General features: G+C 71.0%; 26 protein-coding genes. 13 read left to right on the top strand and 13 right to left on the bottom strand.

The window, feature by feature from the left end:
* Nucleotides 1-32 precede the first annotated feature (32 nt).
* Both ACIF9R_RS03895 and ACIF9R_RS03890 read right to left on the bottom strand, forming a co-directional pair.
* On the bottom strand, nt 33-998 hold the full coding sequence (locus ACIF9R_RS03895; protein ID WP_399973847.1) for a zinc-binding dehydrogenase: 966 nt from the start codon (nt 996-998) through the stop codon (nt 33-35).
* A gap of 199 nt (nt 999-1,197) precedes the next feature.
* Nucleotides 1,198-2,430 (bottom strand): NADP-dependent malic enzyme, encoded by a 1,233-nt coding sequence (locus ACIF9R_RS03890; protein WP_399973844.1) that lies wholly within the window; start codon nt 2,428-2,430, stop codon nt 1,198-1,200.
* A gap of 581 nt (nt 2,431-3,011) precedes the next feature.
* Between ACIF9R_RS03890 and ACIF9R_RS03885 the strand changes: the two genes are divergently transcribed.
* The 3 genes from ACIF9R_RS03885 to ACIF9R_RS03875 are packed head-to-tail and all read left to right on the top strand — an operon-like array spanning nt 3,012 to nt 5,736.
* Nucleotides 3,012-3,977 (top strand): ABC transporter substrate-binding protein, encoded by a 966-nt coding sequence (locus ACIF9R_RS03885; RefSeq protein ID WP_399973841.1) that lies wholly within the window; start codon nt 3,012-3,014, stop codon nt 3,975-3,977.
* 32 nt (nt 3,978-4,009) lie between these two features.
* Nucleotides 4,010-4,978 (top strand): amino acid ABC transporter permease, encoded by a 969-nt coding sequence (locus tag ACIF9R_RS03880; protein ID WP_399973838.1) that lies wholly within the window; start codon nt 4,010-4,012, stop codon nt 4,976-4,978.
* Nucleotides 4,975-5,736: an amino acid ABC transporter ATP-binding protein gene (locus ACIF9R_RS03875; protein WP_399973835.1), complete on the top strand. Its 762-nt coding sequence runs from the start codon at nt 4,975-4,977 to the stop codon at nt 5,734-5,736. The genes ACIF9R_RS03880 and ACIF9R_RS03875 overlap by 4 nt, the downstream gene beginning before the upstream one ends.
* A 62-nt stretch (nt 5,737-5,798) precedes the next feature.
* On the opposite strand, the gene ACIF9R_RS03870 is transcribed toward ACIF9R_RS03875, so the two are convergent.
* Entirely contained in the window at nt 5,799-6,569 is a 771-nt protein-coding gene (locus tag ACIF9R_RS03870; RefSeq protein WP_399973833.1) for a class I SAM-dependent methyltransferase, read from the bottom strand.
* A gap of 99 nt (nt 6,570-6,668) precedes the next feature.
* On the opposite strand from ACIF9R_RS03870, the gene ACIF9R_RS03865 reads away from it, so the two are divergent.
* A complete protein-coding gene (locus ACIF9R_RS03865) occupies nt 6,669-7,319 on the top strand; it encodes a CGNR zinc finger domain-containing protein (protein ID WP_399973831.1) in 651 nt (216 codons plus the stop codon).
* On the opposite strand, the gene sodX is transcribed toward ACIF9R_RS03865, so the two are convergent.
* The gene (sodX, locus tag ACIF9R_RS03860) at nt 7,202-7,636 is read right to left on the bottom strand and encodes a nickel-type superoxide dismutase maturation protease (RefSeq protein WP_399973829.1); all 435 of its coding nucleotides are present in this window, start codon (nt 7,634-7,636) and stop codon (nt 7,202-7,204) included. The genes ACIF9R_RS03865 and sodX overlap by 118 nt on opposite strands.
* Before the next feature lie 145 nt (nt 7,637-7,781).
* On the opposite strand from sodX, the gene sodN reads away from it, so the two are divergent.
* The 4 genes from sodN to ACIF9R_RS03840 all read left to right on the top strand — a co-directional run bounded on the left by sodN (nt 7,782) and on the right by ACIF9R_RS03840 (nt 11,015).
* Entirely contained in the window at nt 7,782-8,177 is a 396-nt protein-coding gene (sodN, locus tag ACIF9R_RS03855; protein ID WP_023546844.1) for a superoxide dismutase, Ni, read from the top strand.
* A gap of 685 nt (nt 8,178-8,862) precedes the next feature.
* On the top strand, nt 8,863-9,357 hold the full coding sequence (locus ACIF9R_RS03850) for a hypothetical protein (RefSeq protein WP_399973827.1): 495 nt from the start codon (nt 8,863-8,865) through the stop codon (nt 9,355-9,357).
* 51 nt (nt 9,358-9,408) lie between these two features.
* On the top strand, nt 9,409-10,155 hold the full coding sequence (locus ACIF9R_RS03845; protein ID WP_399973825.1) for a DsbA family protein: 747 nt from the start codon (nt 9,409-9,411) through the stop codon (nt 10,153-10,155).
* Nucleotides 10,152-11,015 carry a cytochrome c biogenesis CcdA family protein gene (locus ACIF9R_RS03840; RefSeq protein WP_399973822.1) on the top strand — a complete coding sequence of 288 codons (864 nt, stop codon included), beginning with the start codon at nt 10,152-10,154 and terminating at the stop codon, nt 11,013-11,015. Before ACIF9R_RS03845 ends, ACIF9R_RS03840 begins: the two co-directional genes overlap by 4 nt.
* A gap of 239 nt (nt 11,016-11,254) precedes the next feature.
* On the opposite strand, the gene ACIF9R_RS03835 is transcribed toward ACIF9R_RS03840, so the two are convergent.
* Genes ACIF9R_RS03835 through ACIF9R_RS03825 form a run of 3 tightly spaced genes read right to left on the bottom strand, consistent with a single transcriptional unit; the run spans nt 11,255 to nt 13,761 of the window.
* Complete coding sequence (locus ACIF9R_RS03835) at nt 11,255-11,998, bottom strand: sulfite exporter TauE/SafE family protein (protein ID WP_399973820.1); 744 nt, start codon at nt 11,996-11,998, stop codon at nt 11,255-11,257.
* Nucleotides 11,995-12,360 (bottom strand): rhodanese-like domain-containing protein, encoded by a 366-nt coding sequence (locus ACIF9R_RS03830; protein WP_399973818.1) that lies wholly within the window; start codon nt 12,358-12,360, stop codon nt 11,995-11,997. The genes ACIF9R_RS03835 and ACIF9R_RS03830 overlap by 4 nt, the downstream gene beginning before the upstream one ends.
* A gap of 36 nt (nt 12,361-12,396) precedes the next feature.
* Nucleotides 12,397-13,761, bottom strand: coding sequence for a rhodanese-like domain-containing protein (locus tag ACIF9R_RS03825; protein WP_399973815.1), 1,365 nt, complete (start codon nt 13,759-13,761; stop codon nt 12,397-12,399).
* 178 nt (nt 13,762-13,939) lie between these two features.
* On the opposite strand from ACIF9R_RS03825, the gene ACIF9R_RS03820 reads away from it, so the two are divergent.
* From ACIF9R_RS03820 to ACIF9R_RS03800, 5 genes are all read left to right on the top strand, one after another.
* Nucleotides 13,940-14,332 carry a DUF302 domain-containing protein gene (locus ACIF9R_RS03820; RefSeq protein WP_399973812.1) on the top strand — a complete coding sequence of 131 codons (393 nt, stop codon included), beginning with the start codon at nt 13,940-13,942 and terminating at the stop codon, nt 14,330-14,332.
* 120 nt (nt 14,333-14,452) lie between these two features.
* Nucleotides 14,453-15,523, top strand: coding sequence for a protein kinase family protein (locus ACIF9R_RS03815; protein ID WP_399974005.1), 1,071 nt, complete (start codon nt 14,453-14,455; stop codon nt 15,521-15,523).
* 90 nt (nt 15,524-15,613) lie between these two features.
* Complete coding sequence (locus ACIF9R_RS03810) at nt 15,614-16,036, top strand: helix-turn-helix transcriptional regulator (RefSeq protein ID WP_399973809.1); 423 nt, start codon at nt 15,614-15,616, stop codon at nt 16,034-16,036.
* A gap of 9 nt (nt 16,037-16,045) precedes the next feature.
* On the top strand, nt 16,046-16,471 hold the full coding sequence (locus tag ACIF9R_RS03805) for a VOC family protein (protein ID WP_399973807.1): 426 nt from the start codon (nt 16,046-16,048) through the stop codon (nt 16,469-16,471).
* The gene (locus ACIF9R_RS03800) at nt 16,468-17,223 is read left to right on the top strand and encodes a VOC family protein (RefSeq protein WP_399973804.1); all 756 of its coding nucleotides are present in this window, start codon (nt 16,468-16,470) and stop codon (nt 17,221-17,223) included. The genes ACIF9R_RS03805 and ACIF9R_RS03800 overlap by 4 nt, the downstream gene beginning before the upstream one ends.
* Nucleotides 17,224-17,264: 41 nt before the next feature.
* Here ACIF9R_RS03800 and ACIF9R_RS03795 read toward each other — a convergent pair whose 3' ends face one another.
* From ACIF9R_RS03795 to ACIF9R_RS03770, 6 genes are all read right to left on the bottom strand, one after another.
* Nucleotides 17,265-17,849 (bottom strand): dihydrofolate reductase family protein, encoded by a 585-nt coding sequence (locus tag ACIF9R_RS03795; protein WP_399973801.1) that lies wholly within the window; start codon nt 17,847-17,849, stop codon nt 17,265-17,267.
* A 161-nt stretch (nt 17,850-18,010) separates the two neighbouring features.
* Entirely contained in the window at nt 18,011-18,451 is a 441-nt protein-coding gene (locus ACIF9R_RS03790; protein ID WP_399973798.1) for a hypothetical protein, read from the bottom strand.
* A gap of 3 nt (nt 18,452-18,454) precedes the next feature.
* The gene (ctaD, locus tag ACIF9R_RS03785) at nt 18,455-20,077 is read right to left on the bottom strand and encodes a cytochrome c oxidase subunit I (protein WP_399973795.1); all 1,623 of its coding nucleotides are present in this window, start codon (nt 20,075-20,077) and stop codon (nt 18,455-18,457) included.
* A 212-nt stretch (nt 20,078-20,289) separates the two neighbouring features.
* Complete coding sequence (locus tag ACIF9R_RS03780; RefSeq protein ID WP_399974002.1) at nt 20,290-20,835, bottom strand: hypothetical protein; 546 nt, start codon at nt 20,833-20,835, stop codon at nt 20,290-20,292.
* A gap of 219 nt (nt 20,836-21,054) precedes the next feature.
* Complete coding sequence (locus tag ACIF9R_RS03775; protein WP_399973793.1) at nt 21,055-21,675, bottom strand: GNAT family N-acetyltransferase; 621 nt, start codon at nt 21,673-21,675, stop codon at nt 21,055-21,057.
* Nucleotides 21,676-21,867: 192 nt separating this feature from the next.
* Nucleotides 21,868-22,989, bottom strand: coding sequence for a family 2 encapsulin nanocompartment cargo protein polyprenyl transferase (locus ACIF9R_RS03770; RefSeq protein ID WP_399973790.1), 1,122 nt, complete (start codon nt 22,987-22,989; stop codon nt 21,868-21,870).
* Nucleotides 22,990-23,078 lie beyond the last annotated feature (89 nt).

Below are 23,078 nucleotides of genomic sequence, written 5' to 3'. Positions count from 1 at the left end.
CCCGGACCGGCCGTCGGCGAAAGCCCCGCTTCTCAGGGAGCGGTGAGGACGATCTTCCCGAACTGCCCCCCGGACTCCATCCGCTCGAATCCCTCCCGCGCCCGGTCCATCGGCAGCACCTCGTCGATGACGGGACGTACACCCGTGACGGCGCAGAAGGAGAGCAGGTCCTCCAACTCGTCCTTGGTCCCCATGGTCGACCCGACGATCTTCAACTCCAGGAAGAAGACCCGGGTCAGCTCGGCGTGCGAGGGCCGGTCGCCACTGGTGGCTCCGGAGATCACCAGCGTGCCGCCGGGGCGCAGCGACTTCACCGAGTGGGACCAGGTGGCGGCCCCCACGGTCTCGATGACGGCGTCGACCCGCTGCGGCAGCCGCGCACCGGGCTCCACCACCTCCACGGCGCCGAGCTCCAGCGCCCGCTTGCGCTTGGCCTCGTCCCGGCTGGTGGCGAAGACCCGCAGCCCGGCGGCCTTGCCCAGCACGATGGCGGCCGTCGCGACACCGCCGCCGGCCCCCTGCACCAGTACGGAGTCACCGGGCCGGACCCCGGCGTTGGTGAACAGCATCCGGTACGCCGTCAGCCAGGCGGTCGGCAGACAGGCGGCCTCCTCGAAGGAGAGCTCCTTCGGCTTGGGCAGGACGTTCCAGGTGGGCACGGCGACCTGCTCGGCGAAGGTGCCCGGGTAGCGCTCGGTCAGGATGGACCGGGGTTCCCTGGGCCCCACTCCGTGACCAGTCTGTCCGATCACCGAGTGCAGGACGACCTCGTTGCCGTCCGCGTCGACGCCCGCGGCGTCGCAGCCGAGGATCATCGGCAGCTTGTCCTCCGCGAGGCCGACGCCGCGCAGGGACCAGAGGTCATGGTGGTTGAGGGAGGCGGCCTTGACGGTGACGGTGCTCCAGCCGGGCCGGGACTCGGGAGCGGGACGCTCCCCGAGCTCCAGACCGTTGAGCGGCTGGTCGCGGTCGATTCGGGCGGCGTAGACAGCGAACATGACCTTGACGATAGGTTCCCCGCCCCGCCGGGGGAACCACGGCCCTCTGTGACACACACCCTCTTGCCACATCGCCCGCGGCCGGACAGCCGCGGCGGTTGCCCCCGCGCGGACCGTCCCGGCGGCAGTGGAACCGGTCCCGGCGCCCATGGATCGGCCCCGTCCGCACCTGGACGGGGCCAACAGGACGGCGTGCGCCTCAGCGGCGGGCGACACCCTCCGCCCGGGCGGCCGCGGCCACGGCGGCCGTCACCGCGGGGGCGACCCGCTCGTCGAAGGGGGACGGGATGACGTAGTCGGCGGCGAGATCGTCACCGACCACCGAGGCCAGCGCCTCGGCCGCCGCCAGCTTCATCCCCTCGGTGATCCGGGAGGCCCGCACCTGGAGCGCGCCCGCGAAGATCCCGGGGAACGCCAGCACGTTGTTGATCTGGTTCGGGAAGTCCGACCGCCCGGTGGCCACGACCGCCGCGTACTTGCGCGCGACCTCCGGGTGCACCTCCGGCTCGGGGTTGGCCATGGCGAAGACGAAGGCGCCCTCGGCCATCGACGCCACCGCCGACTCCGGCACCGTGCCGCCGGAGACCCCGATGAACACGTCCGCTCCGGCCAGCGCCGACTCCAGCGTCCCGGAGAGGCAGGCCTTGTTGGTGAACGACGCCAGCTCCGCCTTGATCGGCGTGAGGTCGTCGCGGTCGCGCGAGACGACACCCTTGCGGTCGGCCACGGCGACATCGCCGATACCGGCCTCGACCAGCATCTTGGCGATCGCGACACCCGCGGCGCCGGCGCCCGAGATCACGGCCCGCAGCTCACCCAGCGTGCGTCCGCTCAGCCGCGCCGCGTTCCGCAGCGCCGCCAGCGACACAATCGCGGTGCCGTGCTGGTCGTCGTGGAAGACCGGGATGTCCAGCCGCTCCTGCAGCCGCCGCTCGATCTCGAAGCACCGGGGTGCCGAGATGTCCTCCAGGTTGATACCGCCGAAGGACGGGGCGAGCCGGACGACGGTCTCGATGATCTCGTCGACGTCGGTGCAGTTCAGGGCGAGCGGGACCGCGTCCACGCCGCCGAACTGCTTGAAGAGGATGGCCTTGCCCTCCATCACCGGGAGGGAGGCCTCAGGTCCGATGTCCCCGAGCCCGAGCACGGCCGTACCGTCGGTCACGACGGCGACGACCTGCGACTTCCATGTGTAGTCGTGGACGAGGTCCGGCTGCTCGGCGATCGCGCTGCACACCTTCGCGACGCCGGGCGTGTACGCCAGGGACAGATCGTCCCGGTCACGGATCGGCACGGTGGCCTGCACAGCCATCTTGCCGCCGCGGTGCAGCGCGAACGCCGGGTCGAAGGAATCGAGGGGCTCTGCCCCGCTCTCCGGGTCCTTATGACCGTTCCGGCTTTCGCTGCGAGGATCTGCAATCTCCGCTGCCACTTTCTTTTACCCCTTAAGTATTTACGGTTGAGGGTTACCACTCCTGGTGAGGAGCGGGCGGGACCGCATAAGGCCCGGGGGGTTGTTGCGTACGGGCCGAACACGACGGGCGCGCCGCACACGCGCCCTTGGGCCCCGGATGAGGGGTGTGGAGAACCTTCTTACCGGACGGACGCCTTCGGCGACGAGTCCATAACGTGAAGGTCACATGCCGACACCCGGAATAATCACCTGATATCAGGACAAGATGCGGACGAACCCTCCAGCAAGCCCACAACTCGGCCATGGGCCACTGGCGTGACTTCCATAACACGAGCCCTACCGGAGATCTTCCCGCCGGAATGGCGAATTCCCACAGACTGTCCCGCCGTGATGTACCGGCCTACCCCGGTTCGAGCGTCACCCGTTATCTGATTTTGACATCGCGAGCCCCCTGATCGGCGTAGTCCGAATGGCAAGATGCGGTAATCAGACGAGGTCGCGGCGCTCGAAGACGTGTGCTCCCGACGACCCATGGCGACGCCACTCAGGCAGTCGCCGGCCCCATCGGCAACTCCACCCATCCGCCGGAGGAACCCACCATGACCGCACGCACCACCCGTCGTACCACCGCCGCGCGCTCCCGTCTTGCGGCGGTCGGCACGATCGCGGTCGCAGGCGCACTGCTTCTCACCGGCTGCGGTGACCAGACCGACGACAGCGGCAGCAAGGACACCAAGGAGAAGGGCAAGGCCAACTCCGCCCCCCTGTTCGACAAGCTGCCCAAGAAGATCCAGGACGCGGGCGTCCTGAAGGCCGGCACCAACGCCGAGTACGCCCCGATGGAGTTCCAGGAGGGCGGCAAGATCGTCGGTGTCGACCCCGACCTCGCCGCCGCGCTGGGCGAGAAGCTGGGCGTCGAGGTCCAGTTCACCTCGGGTTCCTTCGACGGTCTGATCACCTCGCTGAACTCGGGCCGCTACGACATCGCGATGTCGTCCATCACGGACAACAAGCAGCGCCAGGAGGGCCTGGACGACAAGGGCAAGAAGCTCGGCCCGGGTGTCGACTTCGTCGACTACTTCGTCGCCGGCACCGCCGTGTACGTCCAGAAGGGCAACCCGGAGGGGATCAACTCCATCGAGGACCTCTGCGGCCAGAAGGCCGCCGTGCAGCGTGGCACCACCTACGAGAAGGCGCTGCAGGACCAGTCCGCGAAGTGCGCGGACGCGGGCAAGCAGAAGATCACGATCCAGTCGTTCGAGAACGACACCGAGGCCCAGACCCGCGTGAAGTCGGGCGGCGCGGTCGCCGGCGTCAACGACTACCCGGTCGCGGTCGACCTGGTCCGCAAGGCGGACGACGGCAACGCCTTCGAGATCGTCGGTGAGCAGGTGGACGCCGGTCCGTTCGGCATCGCGGTGAACAAGGACAACAAGCAGCTCACCGAGGCCCTGGAAGCGGCCGTCAACGCGATCATCGAGGACGGCACGTACAAGAAGATCCTGGAGAAGTGGGGCGCCGAGACCGGCGCCATCGAGAAGGCCACGATCAACGGCGGCAAGTGACATTCCCGGGCACGTACTGAAGGGCAGTCACAGTGACTGACAAATTCGACAAGGAGACGGCCGACGCCCGACCGGCGGCAGCCGTCTCCAAGGAGGGCGGGGCCGCCGTGCCGCCCTCGGCGATCAAGGCCATCCCGGTCCGCCACTACGGCCGGTGGATCAGCGGAGCCGTCGTGCTGGCGCTGGTGGCTCTGCTCGTCAACGCCTTTGTCACCGCGGAGAAGATCCAGTGGCACGCCGTCGGCGACTACGTCTTCGACGGCACCGTCCTGGCCGGCGCCGGACGCACCCTGATGATCAGCGTCCTGGCGATGATCATGGGCGTTGTCCTCGGTGTGATCCTCGCCGTGATGCGGCTGTCCAAGAACCCGGTGACGAGCTGGGTGGCGTGGATCTACATCTGGTTCTTCCGCGGTACGCCGGTCTACGTGCAGCTTCTGCTGTGGTTCAACCTGGCGCTGATCTTCCAGACGCTGAACCTCGGTCCGCTCTACAAGGACGAGATGGTCGACGTCATGACGCCGTTCATGGCGGCCCTGCTGGGTCTGGGCCTGAACGAGGCGGCGTACATGGCGGAGATCTGCCGCGCCGGTCTGATGGCCGTCGACGAGGGCCAGACCGAGGCCTCGCACGCGCTGGGCATGAGCCACGCCAAGACGCTGCGGCGCATCGTGATCCCGCAGGCGATGCGGGTGATCGTGCCGCCGACCGGCAACGAGTTCATCAACATGCTGAAGACCTCGTCACTGGTGTACGCGGTGACGTACAACGAACTGCTGCGCGCCACCTCGACGATCGGCTCCACGTCGTACGCCGTGATGGAGATGCTGTTCGTGGCGTGCATCTGGTACCTGGTCATCACCAGCGTCTTCAGCGTCGGCCAGTACTACCTGGAGCGCCGCTTCGCTCGCGGCTCCTCCCGGAGCCTGCCGGCGACGCCGTGGCAGAAGATCAAGGTCAATCTGACGGCCCTCAGCCGTGAGAGGAGCAGCACGGTATGACGGCCATGGTGAAGGCCGAGGGCGTCCACAAGTCCTTCGGCGCCGTCCAGGTCCTCAAGGGCATCGACCTGGAGGTGAAGACCGGCGAGGTGTTCTGCCTCATCGGTCCCTCCGGCTCCGGCAAGTCGACCTTCCTCAGGTGCATCAACCATCTGGAGAAGATCAACGCCGGCCGTCTGTACGTCGACGGCGAGCTGGTCGGCTACCGCCAGAAGGGCGACAAGCTGTACGAGCTGAAGGACAGCGAGGTCGCCCTGCAGCGCCGCGACATCGGCATGGTCTTCCAGCGCTTCAACCTGTTCCCGCACATGACGGCCGTCGAGAACGTCATGGAGGCACCGGTCCAGGTCAGGGGCGTGAGCAGGGCGCAGGCCAGGGAGCGCGCGATGCAGCTCCTGGAGCGGGTGGGCCTCGGCGACAAGGCCGGGAACTACCCCTCGCAGCTCTCCGGCGGCCAGCAGCAGCGGGTGGCGATCGCCAGGGCGCTCGCCATGGACCCGAAGCTGATGCTCTTCGACGAGCCGACCTCGGCACTCGACCCGGAGCTGGTCGGCGACGTCCTCGACGTCATGCGTGACCTCGCCGAGTCGGGCATGACGATGGTCGTCGTCACCCACGAGATGGGCTTCGCCCGCGAGGTGGGCGACAGCCTGGTGTTCATGGACGACGGCGTGGTGGTCGAGGCCGGCAACCCGCGCGACGTGCTGACCGACCCGCAGCACGAGCGCACCAAGTCGTTCCTGTCCAAGGTGCTCTGACCGCGGTCCCGCACAGGGTGAAGGGGCGGTACGGATCTTCCGTACCGCCCCTTCACCGTGCGCTACTTCAACGCCAGCAGCAGGGTGTCCGAGGGTGAGCACCACACCGGCCGGGCCTCGGCGAACCCCTTCTCGCGCAGCACGCGCGCGTGCCATGCCGCCGACGGCATGTCGCCGTCGGCGTGTTCGCCGTAGATCTCGAACCGGCGGGCCGTCGGTTCCGCGAGCACCGGGTCCTTCGCGGCGAGCCGCCACCACTCGGCCCAGTCCAGGGCGCCGTCCGACTTCGCCCGGTCCATGCGGGCGTGCCGCCGCGCCCGCTCCGCGGCGTTGATCCGGGGTGTGGTCTCGTCGATCATGTGGTCCGCGTTCATGAAGACCCCGCCGTCGCGGACCAGCCCCGCGATGTGCCCGTAGAGGTCCGCGAGAGGTTCCCGGTGCAGCCAGTGAAGTGCGGTCGCGGTGAGTACGGCGTCGTAGGAGTCGTGCGGCAGCGCCTCCGCCCAGCCGGGGTCCTTGAGGTCGGCGGTGACGAAGCTGACCCGCCGGTCCCCCGCGAAGGTGCCCTCGGCGATGGCGAGCAGCGCCGGGTCCAGGTCGACGCCGGTGCTGGTGGCGTCGGGGAAGCGGGCGAGCAGCCGGGCGGTGATGGTGCCGGTGCCGCAGGCCAGGTCCAGCATGCGGGGGGCGGTGCCGACGAGGGCCTCGACCATGTCGAGCATGATCCGGAACCGCTCCTCGCGGTCGGGCATGTACCACTCCTGCTGCCGGTCCCAGCTCTCCTGCCAGGCCTGCCAGTCGGCGCCGGCCGTGGTGGTGTGCGCGTCCGTCATCGAGCCCCTCCTCGCCTCCGTCACGTAATACCCTTGCAGCACGACCGTCTATTACCCGACCGCACTCATGACCCTAGAGCCCCTGTGTAAGGACTACAAGTGGAACTGGCCTATTACTCAGATTACGCCGTCCGCCTCGTCAACACCGAGGAACCGGCCCGGGGGAAGGACACGCTGACCTCGGTCGAGGCCGTCCGTGACCTGTTCGGCGGGAACCAGTCGGCCGCCCGGCGCGCCACCGACGCCGATGTGACACGGTTCCGCTCGGTCCGGGCCAGGCTCCGCTCGGTCTTCGAGGCGGCGGACGGCGGGGACGAGACCCTCGCCGTCGACCTGCTGAACTCGCTCCTGCTGGAGTTCCCGGTCAGCCCGCAGATCTCCGGGCACGACTTCCGCGACGACGACGGCCGCCCGCTGTGGCACATGCACCTGGCCGACCACCCGTCCAACGCGACCGCCGGCTACGCCGCCATCGCCGCGATGGGCCTCGCCTTCCATCTCACCGAGTACGGCGTGGACCGGCTCGGCCTGTGCGAGGCGGCACCCTGCCGCAACGCCTACCTGGACACCTCGACCAACCGCTCCCGCCGCTACTGCTCCGACCGCTGCGCCACCCGCGCCAACGTGGCCGCCTACCGTGCCCGCAAACGCCTGGAGGCCGACCGGGCGGAGAACACCGGCCGCGCCGACGACAGCACCCAGCCCACCACGGCCAGCGGCGAACGCCGCTCCGGACCGCGCGGCCGGTAACGGAACCGGACCCGGCCCAGCACCAGCTCGTCGGGGACGACGCCGTAGTCGGTGCTGTCACCACCGGCGTACGCGTTGTCCCCGAGCACCCACCAGCCGCCGTCCCGCCGCTCGGTGGCCCGCTTCACGACCAGCAGGTCCTGCTGGAACGGATGCCGCAGCACGATCACGTCACCACGCCTGACCCGGGCCCCGTAGTGCACCAGCAGCCGGTCCCCGTGATGCAGCGTCGGCACCATGGACGGCCCGGTCACCTCGGCCACCCCGAAGGGCAGCGGCGCCCTCGCCCGTTCGGCGTCCTGCGACAGCTCCGGCATCTCCCGGCACCTCCCGGTCATCGCTCCACCAGTCCCAGTGTGACCCCGGACTTTTGCCCTAAGCCCGCGGGGGCACCCGCGAAATGCCGACGGCCACGGAGTAATGTCCACGGTGAGAAGACGATCACGAGGAAGGAAACGCTCCATGCTTTCCCGCCTGTTTGCCCCCAAGGTCAAGGTCAGCGCCCACTGCGACCTGCCCTGCGGCGTGTACGACCCGGCCCAGGCCCGCATCGAGGCGGAGTCGGTGAAGGCCGTCCAGGAGAAGATGGCCGGCAACGACGACCCGCACTTCCAGGCCCGCGCCACGGTGATCAAGGAGCAGCGCGCCGAGCTGGCGAAGCACCACGTCTCCGTGCTGTGGAGCGACTACTTCAAGCCCCCGCACTTCGAGAAGTACCCGGAGCTGCACCAGCTGGTCAACGACGCCCTGAAGGCCCTGTCGGCCGCCAAGGCCTCCACGGACCCGGCCACCGGTCAGAAGGCCCTCGACTACATCGCCCAGATCGACAAGATCTTCTGGGAGACCAAGAAGGCCTGATCCTCGATCATGCTTTCCGACCCGCGATGAGCTGGTCGCAGCGTCTCCCTGCCCGCACCCGGTCCGCGGTCCGCCGTACCAACCACGGCGTCCCTGACGGCCCGGGTGCGGTCTCTTTTTCGCCCGGAGGCCCCGGCCCACCCGCGGATCCCTGCCGGAGAGCCGGGTGCCCGACGTGGGCCGGAGCCGATGTCCTAGGGTGTCCGTATCTCTGAGCACACGCAGTCTCTGAGCACACGCGGGAGCGACGTTGAGGCGAGCGACAGTCCACGGGCCGGCACACGCCGGCCTTCGTGGTGCGCTGGCTCTGCTCATCGCCGTGGTCGCGCTGCTGTGCGTGTTCGGGCATGCGGAGCGTGGCGGGTCGGGCCCGGGCCCGTCGGCCGCGCGGCAGGTGCATGCCCCTGCCGCCGCTGAGGATGCGGACGGGGCGGCGGCGCCGTGCGCCAAGAAGGTGATCGCCGAGCACAGCGCCCATCGGGCAGCGGCTCCGCCGCCGGCTGCCTCGCACCCAGGACCCGCGGCCTGTGACACCGCGCCCGCGTCGCCCCTGTCACAGCACCGCGGAACACCGTCGGGTGGCCCCGCTCCGCCGCCGTCCACCCCGCTTCACTCCGTTCTGCGGATTTAGGCCCGGCCTGTCGGTCGTGTGTCCCTGAATCCTCGGAGAACGGAGCTGTTCAGCATGTCCTCTTCCCCGCGCTCATGGAGTCGGGCGGGCGCAGCACTGCGTGGTTGGCAAACCCGGCAGTGGGCTGTGGCCGGCGCAGGTGCCCTGGCCACGGCGATCCTGGTCGGCGCACCCACCGACGTGGTGCCCAATCCTCTGTTCGGCCGGTCGGTCCCCGTGCAGTGGTGGAACTACCCGGCCCTCGCCGTCACAGCCGTCCTGGCCGGCATCGTCCTGAGCACCTACGTCCGTCCGCCCTCCGCCCCTTCGGAGCCGGACCCCCGCAAGGGCGGCCGTCTGGGAGCGGTCGGCGGCGCGCTGTCCTTCTTCGCCGTCGGCTGCCCGGTCTGCAACAAGCTCGTCCTCGTGCTCCTCGGTGCGTCCGGAGCCATGAGCTACTGGGCTCCCCTGCAGCCGCTGCTGGCTGTCGTATCGGCGGGGCTGCTGGCGGAAGCCGCGCTTCGCCGCCTGTCCTCGCAGACCGTGTGCCCGGTCACGGCGTCCGCCTGACCCGCGCCCCGGTTCTGCTTCCTGTTTCTTCCTCATCGTCTGAGGTGTCCCATGACTCCGTCCCTCCTTTCCTCGTCCCGCCGTACCCGCAGGCGCAACGCGGCCGTCGGGGTCCTCGCCGCCGCCGCGGTGACCGCGACCTTCGCCCTCACCCTGGACGACTCCGCGAACCGCGACGACGCCCCGGACCGGTCCGCGGCGGTCACCGAGTCCGTCGCTCCGGCACCCGCGGACGAGAGCCTGCTCGCCCTTGCCCGCCGCGATCCCTCCGACGCCCTGGCCGTCGGGCGGGCGGACGCCCCGGTGGTGTTGATCGAGTACTCCGACTTCCAGTGCCCGTTCTGCGGCCAGTTCGCCCGGAACACCGAACCCGAGCTGCTGCGCTCGTACGTGGACAAGGGGGTCCTGCGTATCGAATGGCGCAACTTCCCCGTCTTCGGCGAGGAGTCGGAGCAGGCCGCCCTGGCCGGCTGGGCGGCCGGACAGCAGGACAAGTTCTGGGAGTTCCACGACACCGCCTACAGCGAGCCGCGTGAACGCAACGCCGGTAAGTTCAGCGCGGAGAAGCTCACCGCCATGGCCCGTGCGGCCGGAATCCCCGACATCGAGCGGTTCCGGGCGGACATGGCATCCGACGAAGCCCGAAGCGCCGTGGGCCGGGACCAGGAGGAGGGCTTCAACCTCGGCGTGACCAGCACTCCGGCGTTCCTGATCAACGGCCGTCCCATCCTGGGGGCGCAGCCCACGGCCGTCTTCAAGGAAGCCGTCGAGGCGGCGGCGAAGGCGGCCGGACGATGAGCGAGGCCGGTCTGACGGTGGCCTTCCTCGGCGGTCTGCTGGCCCTGCTCAGTCCGTGCAGCGCGTTGTTGCTGCCCGCCTTCTTCGCCTACTCCTTCACCAGCCGCACCCGGCTGGTGGCGCGCACCGGCCTGTTCTACGTCGGATTGTGCACGACGCTCGTGCCGCTCGGGGTGGCCGGCTCGTTCGCCAGCCGGCTCTTCTACGGCCATCGGGACGTCCTGGTGACGGTGGGAGGATGGACGGTCATCATCCTGGGTGTGGCCCAGATCGCCGGGGTGGGCTTCGGTTCGCGGCGGATGGCGCGGGCCGCGGGCGGGCGCCGCTCGGGTTCGGCGCTGTCGGTGTTCGCGCTGGGCGCGGTGTACGGGCTGGCGGGGTTCTGTGCCGGGCCGATCCTCGGCGGCATCCTGACCGTGGCCGCCTTGGACGGCGACCCCTTGCACGGCGGGGTACTGCTTGCCGTCTACGCCCTGGGGATGGCGGTTCCGATGTTCGTGCTGGCGTTGTTGTGGGACCGGTTCGATCTGGGACGCAAGCGCTGGCTGCGGGGCCGGGTCTTCCGGGTGGGTCCGGTGGCCCTGCACAGCACCTCGGCCTTCGGCGGCGTGCTGTTCATCGCGCTCGGGGTGGCCTTCCTCGCCTTCGACGGCACGTCCGCGCTGCCGTCGTTGCTGAGCACCGACGCCGAGTTCGCTCTGGAGGAGCGGTTGTCCGGACTCGGCGCGGCGGTGTCCGACCGGCTGGTGGTGCTGGTCCTGGCCGCTGTGGCGGCGCTGGCCGCACTGCTGGTCCTGTGGAGGCCGGTGAGGAGACGGGATCGGCGGTCGTCGCCGGAAGGCGAGCCGTCCGCGCGATAGCGGGTCCCGGCGGCCGCACGCCGCGTGCGGCCGCCGACGGGGGGAGGGATCCGGCCCGGGTCTCTCCCCTTCTCCCGTGGCTCAGCGGTCGCGGAGGGCGGAAGCCGGATCGGGGGCGGTCCCGGCACGGGCCGCGCCGGGGACCTCGGCGGACCTTCGGGGTGATCCGGATGAGCGGGTAGGGCCGGGACCGGCGGACGAACGCCCCGGCGTCACGAGCCCGGACAGGGCGGGCTCGTTCAGACGATCACGTCGACGAGCATGAGGGCGGCGACCGCCAGCAGGACGCCGGCGAAGATCCTCTGGAGGGTGGTGCCGGAGACCTTCGCGGCGAGCCGTTTGCCGTCCCAGGCGCCGAGGATCGCGGCTCCGGTGAAGGGGCCGATGATCTCCCAGGGGAGCCCGCCACCGGTACCGGCGCGCGCGGCGAGCGCGGCCAGCGAATTGATCGTGATGACGAGCAGGCTGGTGCCCACCGCCCGCCGCATGGCCAGTCCGAGGACGTTCACCAGGGCCGGGACGGCGAGGAATCCCCCGCCGACCCCCAGAAGGCCGGTGACCGCGCCCAGTCCGGCACCTGCGCCCGCCACCTTGCCGGGACGGATCCGGTCCGGAGGTTCGGACACGGACGGCCGCAGCATGCGCAGGGCCGCCACCGCGGCGATGACCGCGAACGCCGCCGTCAGCACCGCTTCGGGCAGGCTCCCGGCGGCGGCGCCGACGAGGAAGGCGGGGACGATGCCCGCCGCGGCGAACAGCATCCCCGTCTTCCATGCCACGTTCCCGTCGCGGGCGTGGACGTACAGGGCGGTGACGGAGGTGGCGGTGACGATGATCAGACTGGCCGTGGTGGCGGTGGCCGGCGTGAGGCCGAGCAGGTAGATCAGCGCCGGTACGGCGATGACGCTGCCACCGCCGCCGAGGGCTCCGAGAGCGAGGCCGACGACGGCCCCGGCGAGGAGGGCGAGAACGAGGACGGTCACGCTGTCCGGCCGCTGTTCCCGCGTCCGTCGACGACCGGGTGCCCGGCGGCGGCCCACGCGTTCATGCCGCCCTTGACGTCCACCGCCTGCGCTCCGCGCTCGAGGAGGAGCTTCGTCGCCTGCTGGGAGCGGTGTCCGCTGCGGCAGATCACCACCAGCGGCCGGCCCTGCGCCTCGGGCGGCAGGGTGCCGCCGGCGACCAGTTTGGTCAGCGGCATGTGGACGGCGCCCGGGGCGTGGCCCGCGGCCCATTCGGGCTTCTCACGGACGTCCAGCAGGACGGCGTCGGGCTGGTCGCCACGGGTACGGCTGCGGGCCTCGTCGGCGGTGACCCGGGGCCCGTTTCGGCGGAAGAGGAACATCGGTGCTTCCTTGCTTGCGAGAGGAACGGCCGGAATTCAGCCGGAGGTCAGGGACAGCCCGGCATCCGCCGCGGCGTCGAAGCCGTCGTCGACGGCGACCACGTCACGGCCGGCGGCGTCGAGCAGGGAGGCGGCGATCGCCGCGCGCATCCCGCCGGCGCAGTGCACCCACACGGTCCCCGGCGGCACGTCGTCGAGGCGGCCGTGCAGATGGTGGATCGGGATGTGGACCGAGCCGTCGATGAAGCCGCCCGCACGCTCCGAGTCCCGGCGCACATCCAGGACGACGACGTCGTCGCCCCGCCGAAGGACATCGGCGAGGTCGGCGAAGCGGGCGCGGGGGAAGGAGGCGAGCCGTTCGCCCGCACGGACCCAGGCGGCCGGTTCGCCGGTGGCGGCGGCGGCCGGGCGGTCGATACCCACCCGGGCCAGCTCCCGCTGCGCGGCGGCGACCTGCTCCGGGGTGTCGGCCAGCAGGGTGACGGGCTTGCCCCACGGGATCAGCCAGGCCAGGTAGGTGGCGAGCTTGCCCTCGCCCTCGAAGTTGAACGAGCCCGCCACATGCCCGTCGGCGAAGGCCGTGCGGCTGCGCAGGTCCACCACCCACTCACCCGCGGCCAGCCGGGAGGCGATCTCCGCGGCGTCCGCGCGCCTCGGCGGGGTGAGGTCGACCGGCGCGGGGCCCGCGGCGTTGGCCGGGCCCATGTGCGCGTAGTAGGCGGGCACGTCGTCCAGCCCGGCGAGTGTCCGGGCGACGAAGCTGTCGACGTCCAGGGTCAGCGCGTCGTTGGTCTCCCGCTCCTTGCCGATCGTGGTCGCGTCCCCCTCGGCCTGGGACGAGGAGCAGAAGCTGCCGAACCCGTGGGTGGGCAGCACCGGCACCTCGTCGGCCAGTTCGTCGGCCAGCCGGCGGGCGGAGGCGTGCTGGGCGCGAGCCAGCTGTTCGGTCAGCCTCGGTTCGACCAGATCGGGGCGGCCCACGGTGCCGATGAGCAGCGACCCGCCGGTGAACGCCGCCACACCGCGCCCGTCCTCGGTCAGGGCGTAGGACGTGTGATGCGGGGTGTGGCCGGGAGTGGCGATCGCGCGCAGCACCAGGCCCTCGTCGACGGTCACGGTGTCGCCGTCGGACACGGGGGTGCGGGCGAACGACACGTTCGCCGCGGCCGGCACCAGGTACCGGGCGCCGGTGACGCGGGCCAGCTCCAGGCCGCCGGTGACGTAGTCGTTGTGCACATGGGTCTCGGCCACGAAGGCGATGCGCACCCCGCGGCGGGCCGCTGCGGCGATGATCCGGTCGATGTCCCGCGGCGGGTCGACGACCACCGCGGCCGTGGATCCGCCGGCCAGGTAACTGCGGTTGCCCAGGCCCTCGAACTCCAGGGTGTCGACGAAGAACACGACCACGACTCCTTTCGGACGGCTTACCCTAGGGGGTATGCAGCACTTATGCTAATGGGTATACCCATGGGGGTATTCCTCGGGCGCGAGCCACTCGTTCGGGGAATCGCCCGGCGTCGTACGGGTAACCCGTCGGGGTATGGAGGAATCAGTTGTTCCGCACCATTCAGGAGTGTCCGTGTCCTACGACCGCACCGTCCGCCTCGCCATCGACTTCGACACCGCCGTCACCGCCGTCCGCAAGGCCCTGGCCGACCAGGGGTTCGGCATCCTCACCGAGATCGACATCAAGGCCACCCTCAAGGCCAAGCTCGACCACGACATGGAGGACTACGTCATCCTCGGCGCGTGCAACCCGCCCCTCGCCCGCCGGGCCCTGGAAACGGACCGCAGCATCGGCCTGCTCCTGCCCTGCAACGTCGTCGTCCGCGGTGACGGTGACACCACGGTCGTCCAGGCCCTCGACCCGGGAACCATGGTCACGCTTACCGGCCTCGACGCCCTCGGGCCCGTCGCGGACGACGCCACCGCCCGTCTGGACGCCGCACTCAGCGCCCTGTCCGCCGGCTGACCCGCCGGCTTCCGGGCCTCCCCGCGACCTGCGGCCGCACGCCGCCGACCGCATCGACGACGGGGCGGAGGGGGTCTTTTCCCGGCGCGCCGGGTGGAGGCGGCGGTGAACGGCTCCGGCATGTCGCGCCGGGCGCGGCTGGCCGCTCATGGCACCGTCTCCGCGGCCCTGGCCCGGTGCGGTGACGGCGCCCTGCGGGCGCTGGTGGACCGGGCCGTGCCGGCCGGATCCGGCATCGGCGGGACATCGGCGCTGATCGAGGTGGCCGGGACCACGGTCTTCGTGAAGCGCGTCCCCCTCACCGGCCTGGAACTGCGGCCGGAGCACGTCCGGTCCACCGCGAACCTGTTCGAGCTTCCGATGTTCTGTCATTACGGCGTCGGCGCCCTCGGCGGGCCGGGCTTCGGGGCCTGGCGGGAGCTCGCCGTGCACACCATGACGACGGACTGGGTGCTCACGGCGGAGCACGAGGGCTTCCCCCTGATGCACCACTGGCGGGTACTGCCCGGCTCGGCACCCCTGCCGGAGGAACTGGCCGATGTCGAACGGGCCGTCGCCTACTGGGGCGGCGGATCGCGGGTGTGCCGCCGGATCCGGGCCCTCGAGGAGTCCCCGGCCTGTGTCGCGCTGTTCCTGGAGTACATCCCGCAAAACCTGCACCAGTGGCTGGGCAGCCGGATCGGGGCAGGCGGTGAGGCCGCCGGCCGGGCCTGCGCCATGGTGGAGCGGGAGCTGCTGGACGGCATCTCCTTCATGAACAGCCGCGGGCTGCTGCACTTCGACGCGCACTTCGAGAACATCCTGACCGACGGCCGACGCCTCTACTTCGCGGACTACGGCCTCGCCGTCTCCTCCGGGTTCGAGCTGTCCGCCGAGGAGTCCGGCTTCTTCGACCGGCATCGGACGTACGACCGCGGCTACACCGCCACGTATCTGGTGAACTGGCTCGTCACCGCGCTGTACGGGCTCCGCAGGGAGGACCGGGAGGGCCGCCGTGCGCTGGTGCGCGCCCTTGCCGGCGGCGAGCGTCCCACGGGCGTTCCGGACGAGGTCGCGGCCATCCTCACCCGGTACGCGCCGGTCGCCGCGGTGGTGTCCGACTTCAACCGCGCGTTCCAGGACCGGAGCAGGCTGACCCCGTACCCGGTGGAGGAGATCCGCCGGCTCGGCGTCACAGCGGGCGGGCCGTGAGGATCCGATGTGCGGGGCGGACTCGCACGGGCGGCCGTACGGGCTGTCACGCACCTGTGGTGATCACGCGGGCCGTGGAATGCTGGGCGGATGGAGCTGGACGATCTGGTGCGACTGCGGCGGGCCCGGGACCGGATGGACCGGGAGTACTCCGAACCGCTCGACATGACGGAGCTGGCGCGGACCGCGCTGATGTCTCCCGGCCACTTCCAGCGCAGTTTCCGCGCGGCGTACGGACAGACTCCGTACGCCTATCTCATGACCCGGCGCATCGAGCGTGCCAAGGCGCTGCTGCGGCGGGGCGATCTCACGGTGACGGAGGTGTGCCTCGCGGTCGGCTGCAGCTCGCTCGGCTCGTTCAGCTCGCGCTTCACCGAACTGGTCGGGGAGACGCCGAGCGCGTACCGGGCCCGGTCCCACGAGGAGGGCGCGGTGATTCCGCCGTGTGTGGCGCGCGTGTACACACGTCCGGTTCGCGGCAGACCCCGGGCCGATCCGGGCCGGACCTTCTAGCGTGGGCGTATGGACACAGGAACGGACGCGAAACTCGCGCAGTGCTTCATCGCCGTCGACGATCACGACAAGGCCCTGGCCTTCTACTGCGACGTGCTGGGCCTCGAGGTCCGCAACGACGTGGGGTTCGAGGGGATGCGGTGGGTGACGGTCGCGTCGCCGGAGCAGGACGTGGAGATCGTGCTGGAGCCGCCCGCCGCGAGCCCGGACGCCTCCCCCGGCGACCGACAGGCCATGGCGGAGCTGCTGGCCAAGGGCATGCTGCGCGGAGTCAACTTCACCACCACCGACTGCGACGCCCTCTTCGAGCGCGTCCAGGCCGCCGGTGCGGATGTGATCCAGGAGCCGGTCGACCAGCCGTACGGGGTGCGTGACTGCGCGTTCCGCGACCCGGCGGGGAACATGCTGCGCTTCATGGAACGCCCCGGACGGTGAGCGTCCGCTGGACGTACGCCTTCCTCGACCGGCCCGCCGCGGTGGCCGACCGGGCCGGCGCGTTCTGGGCGGCCGTCACGGGGGCCCGGCTGTCCGAACCGAGCGGGGACAACGGGGAGTTCATCACCTTGACGGTGGAGGGCGCCGATGCCTGTGCGGGGGTGCAGCGGATCGTCTCGGGAGAGGGCGGTGTGCATCTGGACTTCTCCGTCGAGGACATCGCGGGGTTCGCCGCGGCGGCCCGGCGGCTGGGTGCGGGGACGGTCGCCGAGCACGAGGGGTGGTCCGTACTGCGGTCGCCCGCGGGGCAGTTGTTCTGCGCGATTCCCTGGCACGGGGAGTCGGTGCGGCCGCCGGTGGTGCGCGGCAGCCGGCTGGACCAGGTGTGCCTCGACCTCGCACCCTCCCTCTACGATGCCGAAGTCGCCTTTTGGGGCGGGCTGTTGGCCGACTGGGAGTCCGCTCCCGGTTCGCTGCCGGAGTTTCACGTGGTCAGGCCGCCGGCCGGGCTTCCGGTGCGCGTCCTGCTCCAGCGCCTGGAGCAGGAACGGCCCGTCTCCGCGCATCCCGACCTGGCCTGCGCCGACATCGGGGCGACCAGGGCGCGGCACGAGGAGCTGGGGGCCTCGTTCGTCACCGCGTTCGACCACTGGACGGTGATGCGGGACCCGGCCGGGGGTCTCTACTGCCTCACCGGCCGTGATCCCTGGACGGGCGGGCTTGCCGCCCCGCCGGACGGGTCGCGGGCATAGCGGCGGACGGCGCACCCGCGCCGCCCTGCTGTGCCTTTGGTTCAGCGCTTTCTGCTGTACGTCCGTACCAGTGCGCCGTTGCCGAACGTGCGCACCGACTCCAGCGTGAACTCCGTTACCGAGAAGCGGGAGTTGAACATCGGCATGCCGGAGCCCAGCACGATGGGATAGGTCTTGATGACCAGTTCGTCGATCTCGTCGACCAGCTGACCGGCGAGTTCGGCCCCTCCGCACAGATAGATGTCGTACGCGCCGTCCTCCGCCTTCAGTGCCCGCACCCGGCCGACCAGATCGTCCGCGATGATCTCGACGTTCGGGTCGGGCGACTCCCCCAGCGTGCGGGAGGCGACGTATTCGCGCAGGTGGGCGTAAGGGCTGGTGATGCCCTCCTTCAGGGCCAGGTCGTAGCTGCCGCGGCCCTGGACGACCGTGTCGAACCGCTTGTTCGGCAGGTGGTCCAGGCCGAGCGGCCGACGGCCGTGGGTGGGCAGGGTTTCCGGGTACTCCGTCTTGAGGAACTCGAAGAACTCCTCGTCGACCAGGGCGATCATGGCCGACCCGTCGCCCTCCGGGTCGCCGATGTAGCCGTCGATGGAGCAGGCGATGAAGTACGTGAGCTTTCGCAACGCGGTCTCTTCCCGTGGACGGCACTCGTCGTGAACAACTCCAGTTGTAGTACTCCACTCGTAGTGGTCGCAAGGGATTATCGGGAGCGGGGCAGGAGTGGCGGAAAGGGTTCGTACGGTGCCGCCGGCCGGGCTTGGTGCGGGCCGGTCTCCGCCGGTCGCTACCCCGGGGGCAGTCCGCGGGTGGCGAGCGCGAGGAAGAAGACCCCGGCCATGACCGGGACGACGGCCGCGGTGACCGCCACTCCGCGGGGGCGACGGGTGCCGACGGGCAGGGGTCCGTACGGCAGCTCGGCCCATTGCCGGGCCGTCTCACGCCGCTCGGCGGCACGCCGCACGGCGGCATCGACGCGCAGGGCGGCGGCGGCCGTACCGCCCACGACCGCCACGGCGCAGGGCGCCCACCACGCCGTGGCGACGATCAGCAGCAGGGCGACGACTCCGAGCGTGCCCCAGCCGGTCACGCAGGCGACCGCCGCGGTACGGCGGGAGAGCGGCCGGTCGGCCGCTCCGGCCCGCAGATCGGCCAGGGCCGGCAGGTACCAGACACTGCCGGCGGCCGTCACCGCCGCACATCCGAGGGCGAGAACGGGCTGCGGCACGGCTCACCGCTCCAGTTCAAGCGCGGCGATCTCCGGGTGGTGCAGGTCGAACGCGGGAGACTCGCTGCGGATCCTCGGCAGGCTGAGGAAGTTGTGCCGCGGGGGCGGGCAGGAGGTCGCCCACTCCAGGGAGCGGCTGTAGCCCCAGGGGTCGTCGACGCCGACCGGCTTGCCGTACTTGGCCGTCTTCCAGACGTTGTAGAAGAACGGCAGGATCGACAGGCCGAGCAGGAACGACCCGATCGAGGAGAGGGTGTTGAGGGCGGTGAAGCCGTCGGCCGCGAGGTAGTCGGCGTAGCGGCGCGGCATGCCCTCGACGCCCAGCCAGTGCTGGATGAGGAAGGTCAGGTGGAAACCGGCCGTGAGGGTCCAGAAAGTGATCTTGCCGAGGCGTTCGTCGAGCATCTTGCCGGTGAACTTCGGCCACCAGAAGTGGAATCCGGCGAACATCGCGTACACGACCGTGCCGAAGACGGTGTAGTGGAAGTGGGCGACGACGAAGTACGTGTCGGAGACGTGGAAGTCCAGCGGGGGCGAGGCCAGCAGGACGCCGGTCAGGCCGCCGAACAGGAAGGTGACCAGAAAGCCCACCGTCCACAGCATCGGTGTCTCGAAGGAGAGACTTCCCTTCCACATGGTGCCGATCCAGTTGAAGAACTTCACGCCCGTCGGCACCGCGATCAGCATCGTCATGAAGGAGAAGAACGGCAGCAGCACACCACCGGTGACATACATGTGGTGCGCCCACACCGTCACCGAGAGGCCGGCGATGGCGATCGTCGCGCCGATCAGCCCCATGTAGCCGAACATCGGCTTGCGCGAGAAGACCGGGATCACCTCGGAGACGATGCCGAAGAACGGCAGCGCCAGGATGTACACCTCGGGATGGCCGAAGAACCAGAACAGGTGCTGCCACAGCAGCGCCCCGCCGTTGGCCGAGTCGAAGATGTGGCTGCCGAACTTCCGGTCGCACTCCAGCGCGAACAGCGCCGCCGCCAGCACCGGGAACACGATCAGCACGAGCAGCGCCGTCAGCAGTACGTTCCAGGTGAAGATCGGCATGCGGAACATCGTCATACCGGGTGCCCGCATGCAGATGATCGTGGTGATGAAGTTGACCGCGCCCAGGATCGAACCGAAGCCGGACAGGGCCACGCCCATGATCCACAGGTCGGCGCCGATGCCGGGTGAGTAGACCTCGTTGGACAGCGGGGCGTACAGGAACCAGCCGAAGTCGGCGGCACCTCCCGGGGTGAGGAAACCGGCGGCGGCGATCGTGGAGCCGAACAGGAACAGCCAGAAGGCCAGCATGTTCAGGCGCGGGAAGGCCACGTCGGGCGCGCCGATCTGCAGCGGCATGATCCAGTTCGCGAAGCCGGTGAACAGCGGCATCGCGAACATCAGCAGCATGATCGAGCCGTGCATGGTGAACGCCTGGTTGAACTGCTCGTTCGACATGATCTGCATGCCGGGCCGGGCCAGCTCGGCGCGCATCATCAGCGCCATGACCCCGCCGACGACGAAGAACACGAACGCGCTGACCAGGTACAGCGTGCCGATCTTCTTGTGGTCGGTGGTCGTCAGCCAGTCCACCCACGCCGTCCGGCGGACCGCGGGTGCGCTCACGGCGTTCACCTCGCGGCCCGTCGGGTGCGGCGCCGGACGGGTCCGGTCGTCCTGCGCCACTCTCACATGTTCCGTGCGTATCTCATCCACCGGATGTTCTTCCTCCCCAGCTGTTTCGCGCGCCCATGATCGGCGGCCGAGAGGAAGGCGCGCATGGGGCGAAAGGTCCCTGTGTGGCCCCCGGGCAGGGACCAATGGTCCCTGAGGACGGGTCAGCTCCGGACGCCGGTGGCGGGCACCGCCTCCCGGGCGGCGCCCGCGGGCCATACGATCTCCACGGCGACGCCCCGCGCCCGGGCGTAGGTCACCAGGTGGGCCGTCGCGTCGCGGCCGTTGGACGGGGAGCCGTCCCAGACGGCCAGCAGGAGACCGGCGGCGGCGACGAGGCGCTCGTCCGCGCCGATACAGGAGTCGCGGTCCGTCGGGTCGTAGCTCAGCAGGCGCACCTGGTCGGCGAGGGTGAGCAGTTCACCGGTCGCCATCCGGTCGCGCGGCGGCGGCATGGCCGGCACCCCGGCCTGGGTGGGGATCACCACGGCCAGCGGGTGGCCCGAGGCCCGCGCGGCCCGGCCGGACGCCAGGGGTGCCCCGGCGCCCGTGCGCACCATGGCCGTGCCGCGGGCCGGGTGCCGGGCCAGCCTGGTCCGCAGCGCCGCCTCCACCAGCAGCAGGGTGCCCGGAGTCAGATCGGCGTGCCCCACCACCGTGATGTCCCCACCGGCCGTGATGTCCCCACCCGCCGTGCCGTCGTCGCTCATCGCCGTGCCGTCGTCGTCCCGCGCCGCGCTCATCGTGCCCCCGCCGCTCGTCGTCCGACGCCCGCCGGATCGCTCGGGGTGGCCGACGGACGCTACCCGCGAGCCAGTGAAGTCCGCGCGGGCCCCGGCGGCCAGGGCCGAACGTCCCTCTCCGGGCCGCCGACCCGCCCACATCCCCCGCGCCGCCGTCCTCCCGGACCCAGGAGGACGGCGGGGAGGTCATCCCTCCCCGCCGAACCGCACACCCGTCCGGGGCTCGCGCCACATGGGCCACATGTGCGGACCGTCCGGGAGGGCCAGCGGCGCACCCCCCGCCTCGAAGCCGAGACGTTCGTACAGCAGACGGCTGCGCTCGCTGCTCGCCTCCAGATACGCCGCCCGGCCCTCCCGGTCGCAGCGGTCGAGGACGGAACCGATCAGCGCGGTGCCGAGTCCCTCGCCCTGACGGGCGGGAACCACGCCGATCATCCACAGGTACTCATGGGCCCGCCCCGAGGGGTGGACGTCCGCGGTGAGCCGGCCGATCAGTTCCACCCGCTCGTTGCCGGGGTCGACGGCACGGCGCATCCGCGCGAAACCGTCGTCGTCCTCGTGGCCGGGGTCGTCGGCGGGTACGGACATCCACAGGGCGCAGGCCGAGCCGTCCTCGGTGACGTCGATACGCCCGTCGGCGAGGACGATGTCGGTGAAGGCCGCCATGAGCCTGTGGTGTGTCGCACGGCGGTACTCCCGGCCGGGGAAGACCCAGCCGCTGACCGGGTCGTCCTGGAACGCCTCGTCCAGGAGGCGGACCACCAGCTCCCGGTCGCCCTCCGCAGCCGTCCGGATCCCCACACCCATGTCCCGTCCCTTCGCCCAACCATCTTTGTCCGTACGGACGTTGACCCTATCGGGGGGAGGTCACCGAGAGGGCGGGCCCCGCACATCGTGGGGAAGTGCGGGACCCGCCGGACCGGAGCCGCGGTGCCGTGCGGAGTCAGGAGCCGCAGGGCACCGAGTGGTTCCGGGGCCACGGGAACGGCCGACGGGCCGTCAGGTGCTGCGCCGGGTCACGAACTCGGCCAGGGCCAGCAGCCCGCCGGCGGCCTCCGGGTCCGGCACCGCGCGGGCCACTTCCTGCATCGCCCGGGCCATCCGGTCGGCCGCCTGGCTCTGCGCCCAGTCCCGGCCGCCTGCCCGTTCCACGCTCAGGGCGATGTGTTCCAGGTCCTCCTTCCGGTGCGGGGTCGCGTACAGCGCGGCGAGTTCCGCGGCCGCCGGGGTACCGGAGGTGAGGGCGGCCACCACCGGCAGGGACTTCTTCCGGGCGGCCAGATCCGCACCGGCCGGCTTGCCGGTACGGCGTGGATCGCCCCATATGCCGATCACGTCGTCGATGAGCTGGAAGGCCAGCCCCGCCTCCCGGCCGAACGCGTCCAGTGCCGCCACGTCCGCGTCCCCGGCGCCCGCGTACAGCGCCCCGATCGCGCAGGCACAGCCGAGCAGCGCACCGGTCTTGGCCTCGGCCATGGCGAGTGTCTCGGCGAGGGTGACCTCGCCGGGGGCGCGCCGCTCCAGGTCCGTGTCCGCGTGCTGTCCCGCGCACAGCTCGACCACGCAGTCGGCGAGCCGGACCGACGCGGCACGGGCCACCGGGCGGGGGTCCTCGGCGAGCAGCCGCAGGGCGAGCGCCTGGAGGGCGTCCCCCGCGAGGATCGCGTCGGCGTCCCCGAACAGCGTCCACGCGGTCGGACGGTGACGGCGGGTGGTGTCCCGGTCCATCACGTCGTCGTGCAACAACGTGAAGTTGTGGACCAGTTCCACGGCCGCCGCCGCCCGCACGGCCGCCGCCCGCGCCGTGGGACCGCCCACCGCGGTGGCCGCGGCGAGCACCAGCGCGGGACGGATCGCCTTGCCCGACCCTCCCTGGGCCGGGGTGCCGTCCGCGTTCTCCCAGCCGAAGTGGTAGAGCGCGACCCGGCGCATGGGGGCGGGCAGCGTGCCGAGGGCGGCCCGCAGCACCGGGTCGACCGCGGCCCGCGCCCGCTCCAGCAGCATCGTCGCCTCGTGTCCGTCCGAGGGGCGCTGCGCCGGCACCGTGGCGCTCTCCGTGCTGCGCTCCGTGCTGCGCTCCGCCGTACGCCCCGTCTGCGGCTCCGTGATGGACTCCGTCATCGACTTCCCCCTGGGACCGGCTGGGTGGAGGAGCTGAGGGATGGCGCTTCCGCCCCCGTCGAGCACGTACCCCCGAGGTGTACCCGCCC

This window comes from Streptomyces sp. NPDC086080 (assembly GCF_044540255.1).
In the GTDB taxonomy this organism is placed as follows: Bacteria; Actinomycetota; Actinomycetes; order Streptomycetales; family Streptomycetaceae; genus Streptomyces.
Note: the sequence above shows the minus strand (reverse complement) of the source record. Positions and strands in the feature narration are given on the sequence as shown.

Excerpts from the sequence above, each read along its gene's own strand:
- ACIF9R_RS03895 (WP_399973847.1), bottom strand. The coding sequence starts at position 998 with ATGTTCGCTGTCTACGCCGCCCGAATCGACCGCGACCAGCCGCTCAAC.
- ACIF9R_RS03885 (WP_399973841.1), top strand. The coding sequence starts at position 3,012 with ATGACCGCACGCACCACCCGTCGTACCACCGCCGCGCGCTCCCGTCTT.
- ACIF9R_RS03875 (WP_399973835.1), top strand. The coding sequence starts at position 4,975 with ATGACGGCCATGGTGAAGGCCGAGGGCGTCCACAAGTCCTTCGGCGCC.
- ACIF9R_RS03870 (WP_399973833.1), bottom strand. The coding sequence starts at position 6,569 with ATGACGGACGCGCACACCACCACGGCCGGCGCCGACTGGCAGGCCTGG.
- sodX (WP_399973829.1), bottom strand. The coding sequence starts at position 7,636 with ATGCCGGAGCTGTCGCAGGACGCCGAACGGGCGAGGGCGCCGCTGCCC.
- sodN (WP_023546844.1), top strand. The coding sequence starts at position 7,782 with ATGCTTTCCCGCCTGTTTGCCCCCAAGGTCAAGGTCAGCGCCCACTGC.
- ACIF9R_RS03850 (WP_399973827.1), top strand. The coding sequence starts at position 8,863 with ATGTCCTCTTCCCCGCGCTCATGGAGTCGGGCGGGCGCAGCACTGCGT.
- ACIF9R_RS03845 (WP_399973825.1), top strand. The coding sequence starts at position 9,409 with ATGACTCCGTCCCTCCTTTCCTCGTCCCGCCGTACCCGCAGGCGCAAC.
- ACIF9R_RS03840 (WP_399973822.1), top strand. The coding sequence starts at position 10,152 with ATGAGCGAGGCCGGTCTGACGGTGGCCTTCCTCGGCGGTCTGCTGGCC.
- ACIF9R_RS03830 (WP_399973818.1), bottom strand. The coding sequence starts at position 12,360 with ATGTTCCTCTTCCGCCGAAACGGGCCCCGGGTCACCGCCGACGAGGCC.
- ACIF9R_RS03815 (WP_399974005.1), top strand. The coding sequence starts at position 14,453 with ATGTCGCGCCGGGCGCGGCTGGCCGCTCATGGCACCGTCTCCGCGGCC.
- ACIF9R_RS03810 (WP_399973809.1), top strand. The coding sequence starts at position 15,614 with ATGGAGCTGGACGATCTGGTGCGACTGCGGCGGGCCCGGGACCGGATG.
- ACIF9R_RS03805 (WP_399973807.1), top strand. The coding sequence starts at position 16,046 with ATGGACACAGGAACGGACGCGAAACTCGCGCAGTGCTTCATCGCCGTC.
- ACIF9R_RS03780 (WP_399974002.1), bottom strand. The coding sequence starts at position 20,835 with ATGAGCGACGACGGCACGGCGGGTGGGGACATCACGGCCGGTGGGGAC.
- ACIF9R_RS03775 (WP_399973793.1), bottom strand. The coding sequence starts at position 21,675 with ATGGGTGTGGGGATCCGGACGGCTGCGGAGGGCGACCGGGAGCTGGTG.
- ACIF9R_RS03770 (WP_399973790.1), bottom strand. The coding sequence starts at position 22,989 with ATGACGGAGTCCATCACGGAGCCGCAGACGGGGCGTACGGCGGAGCGC.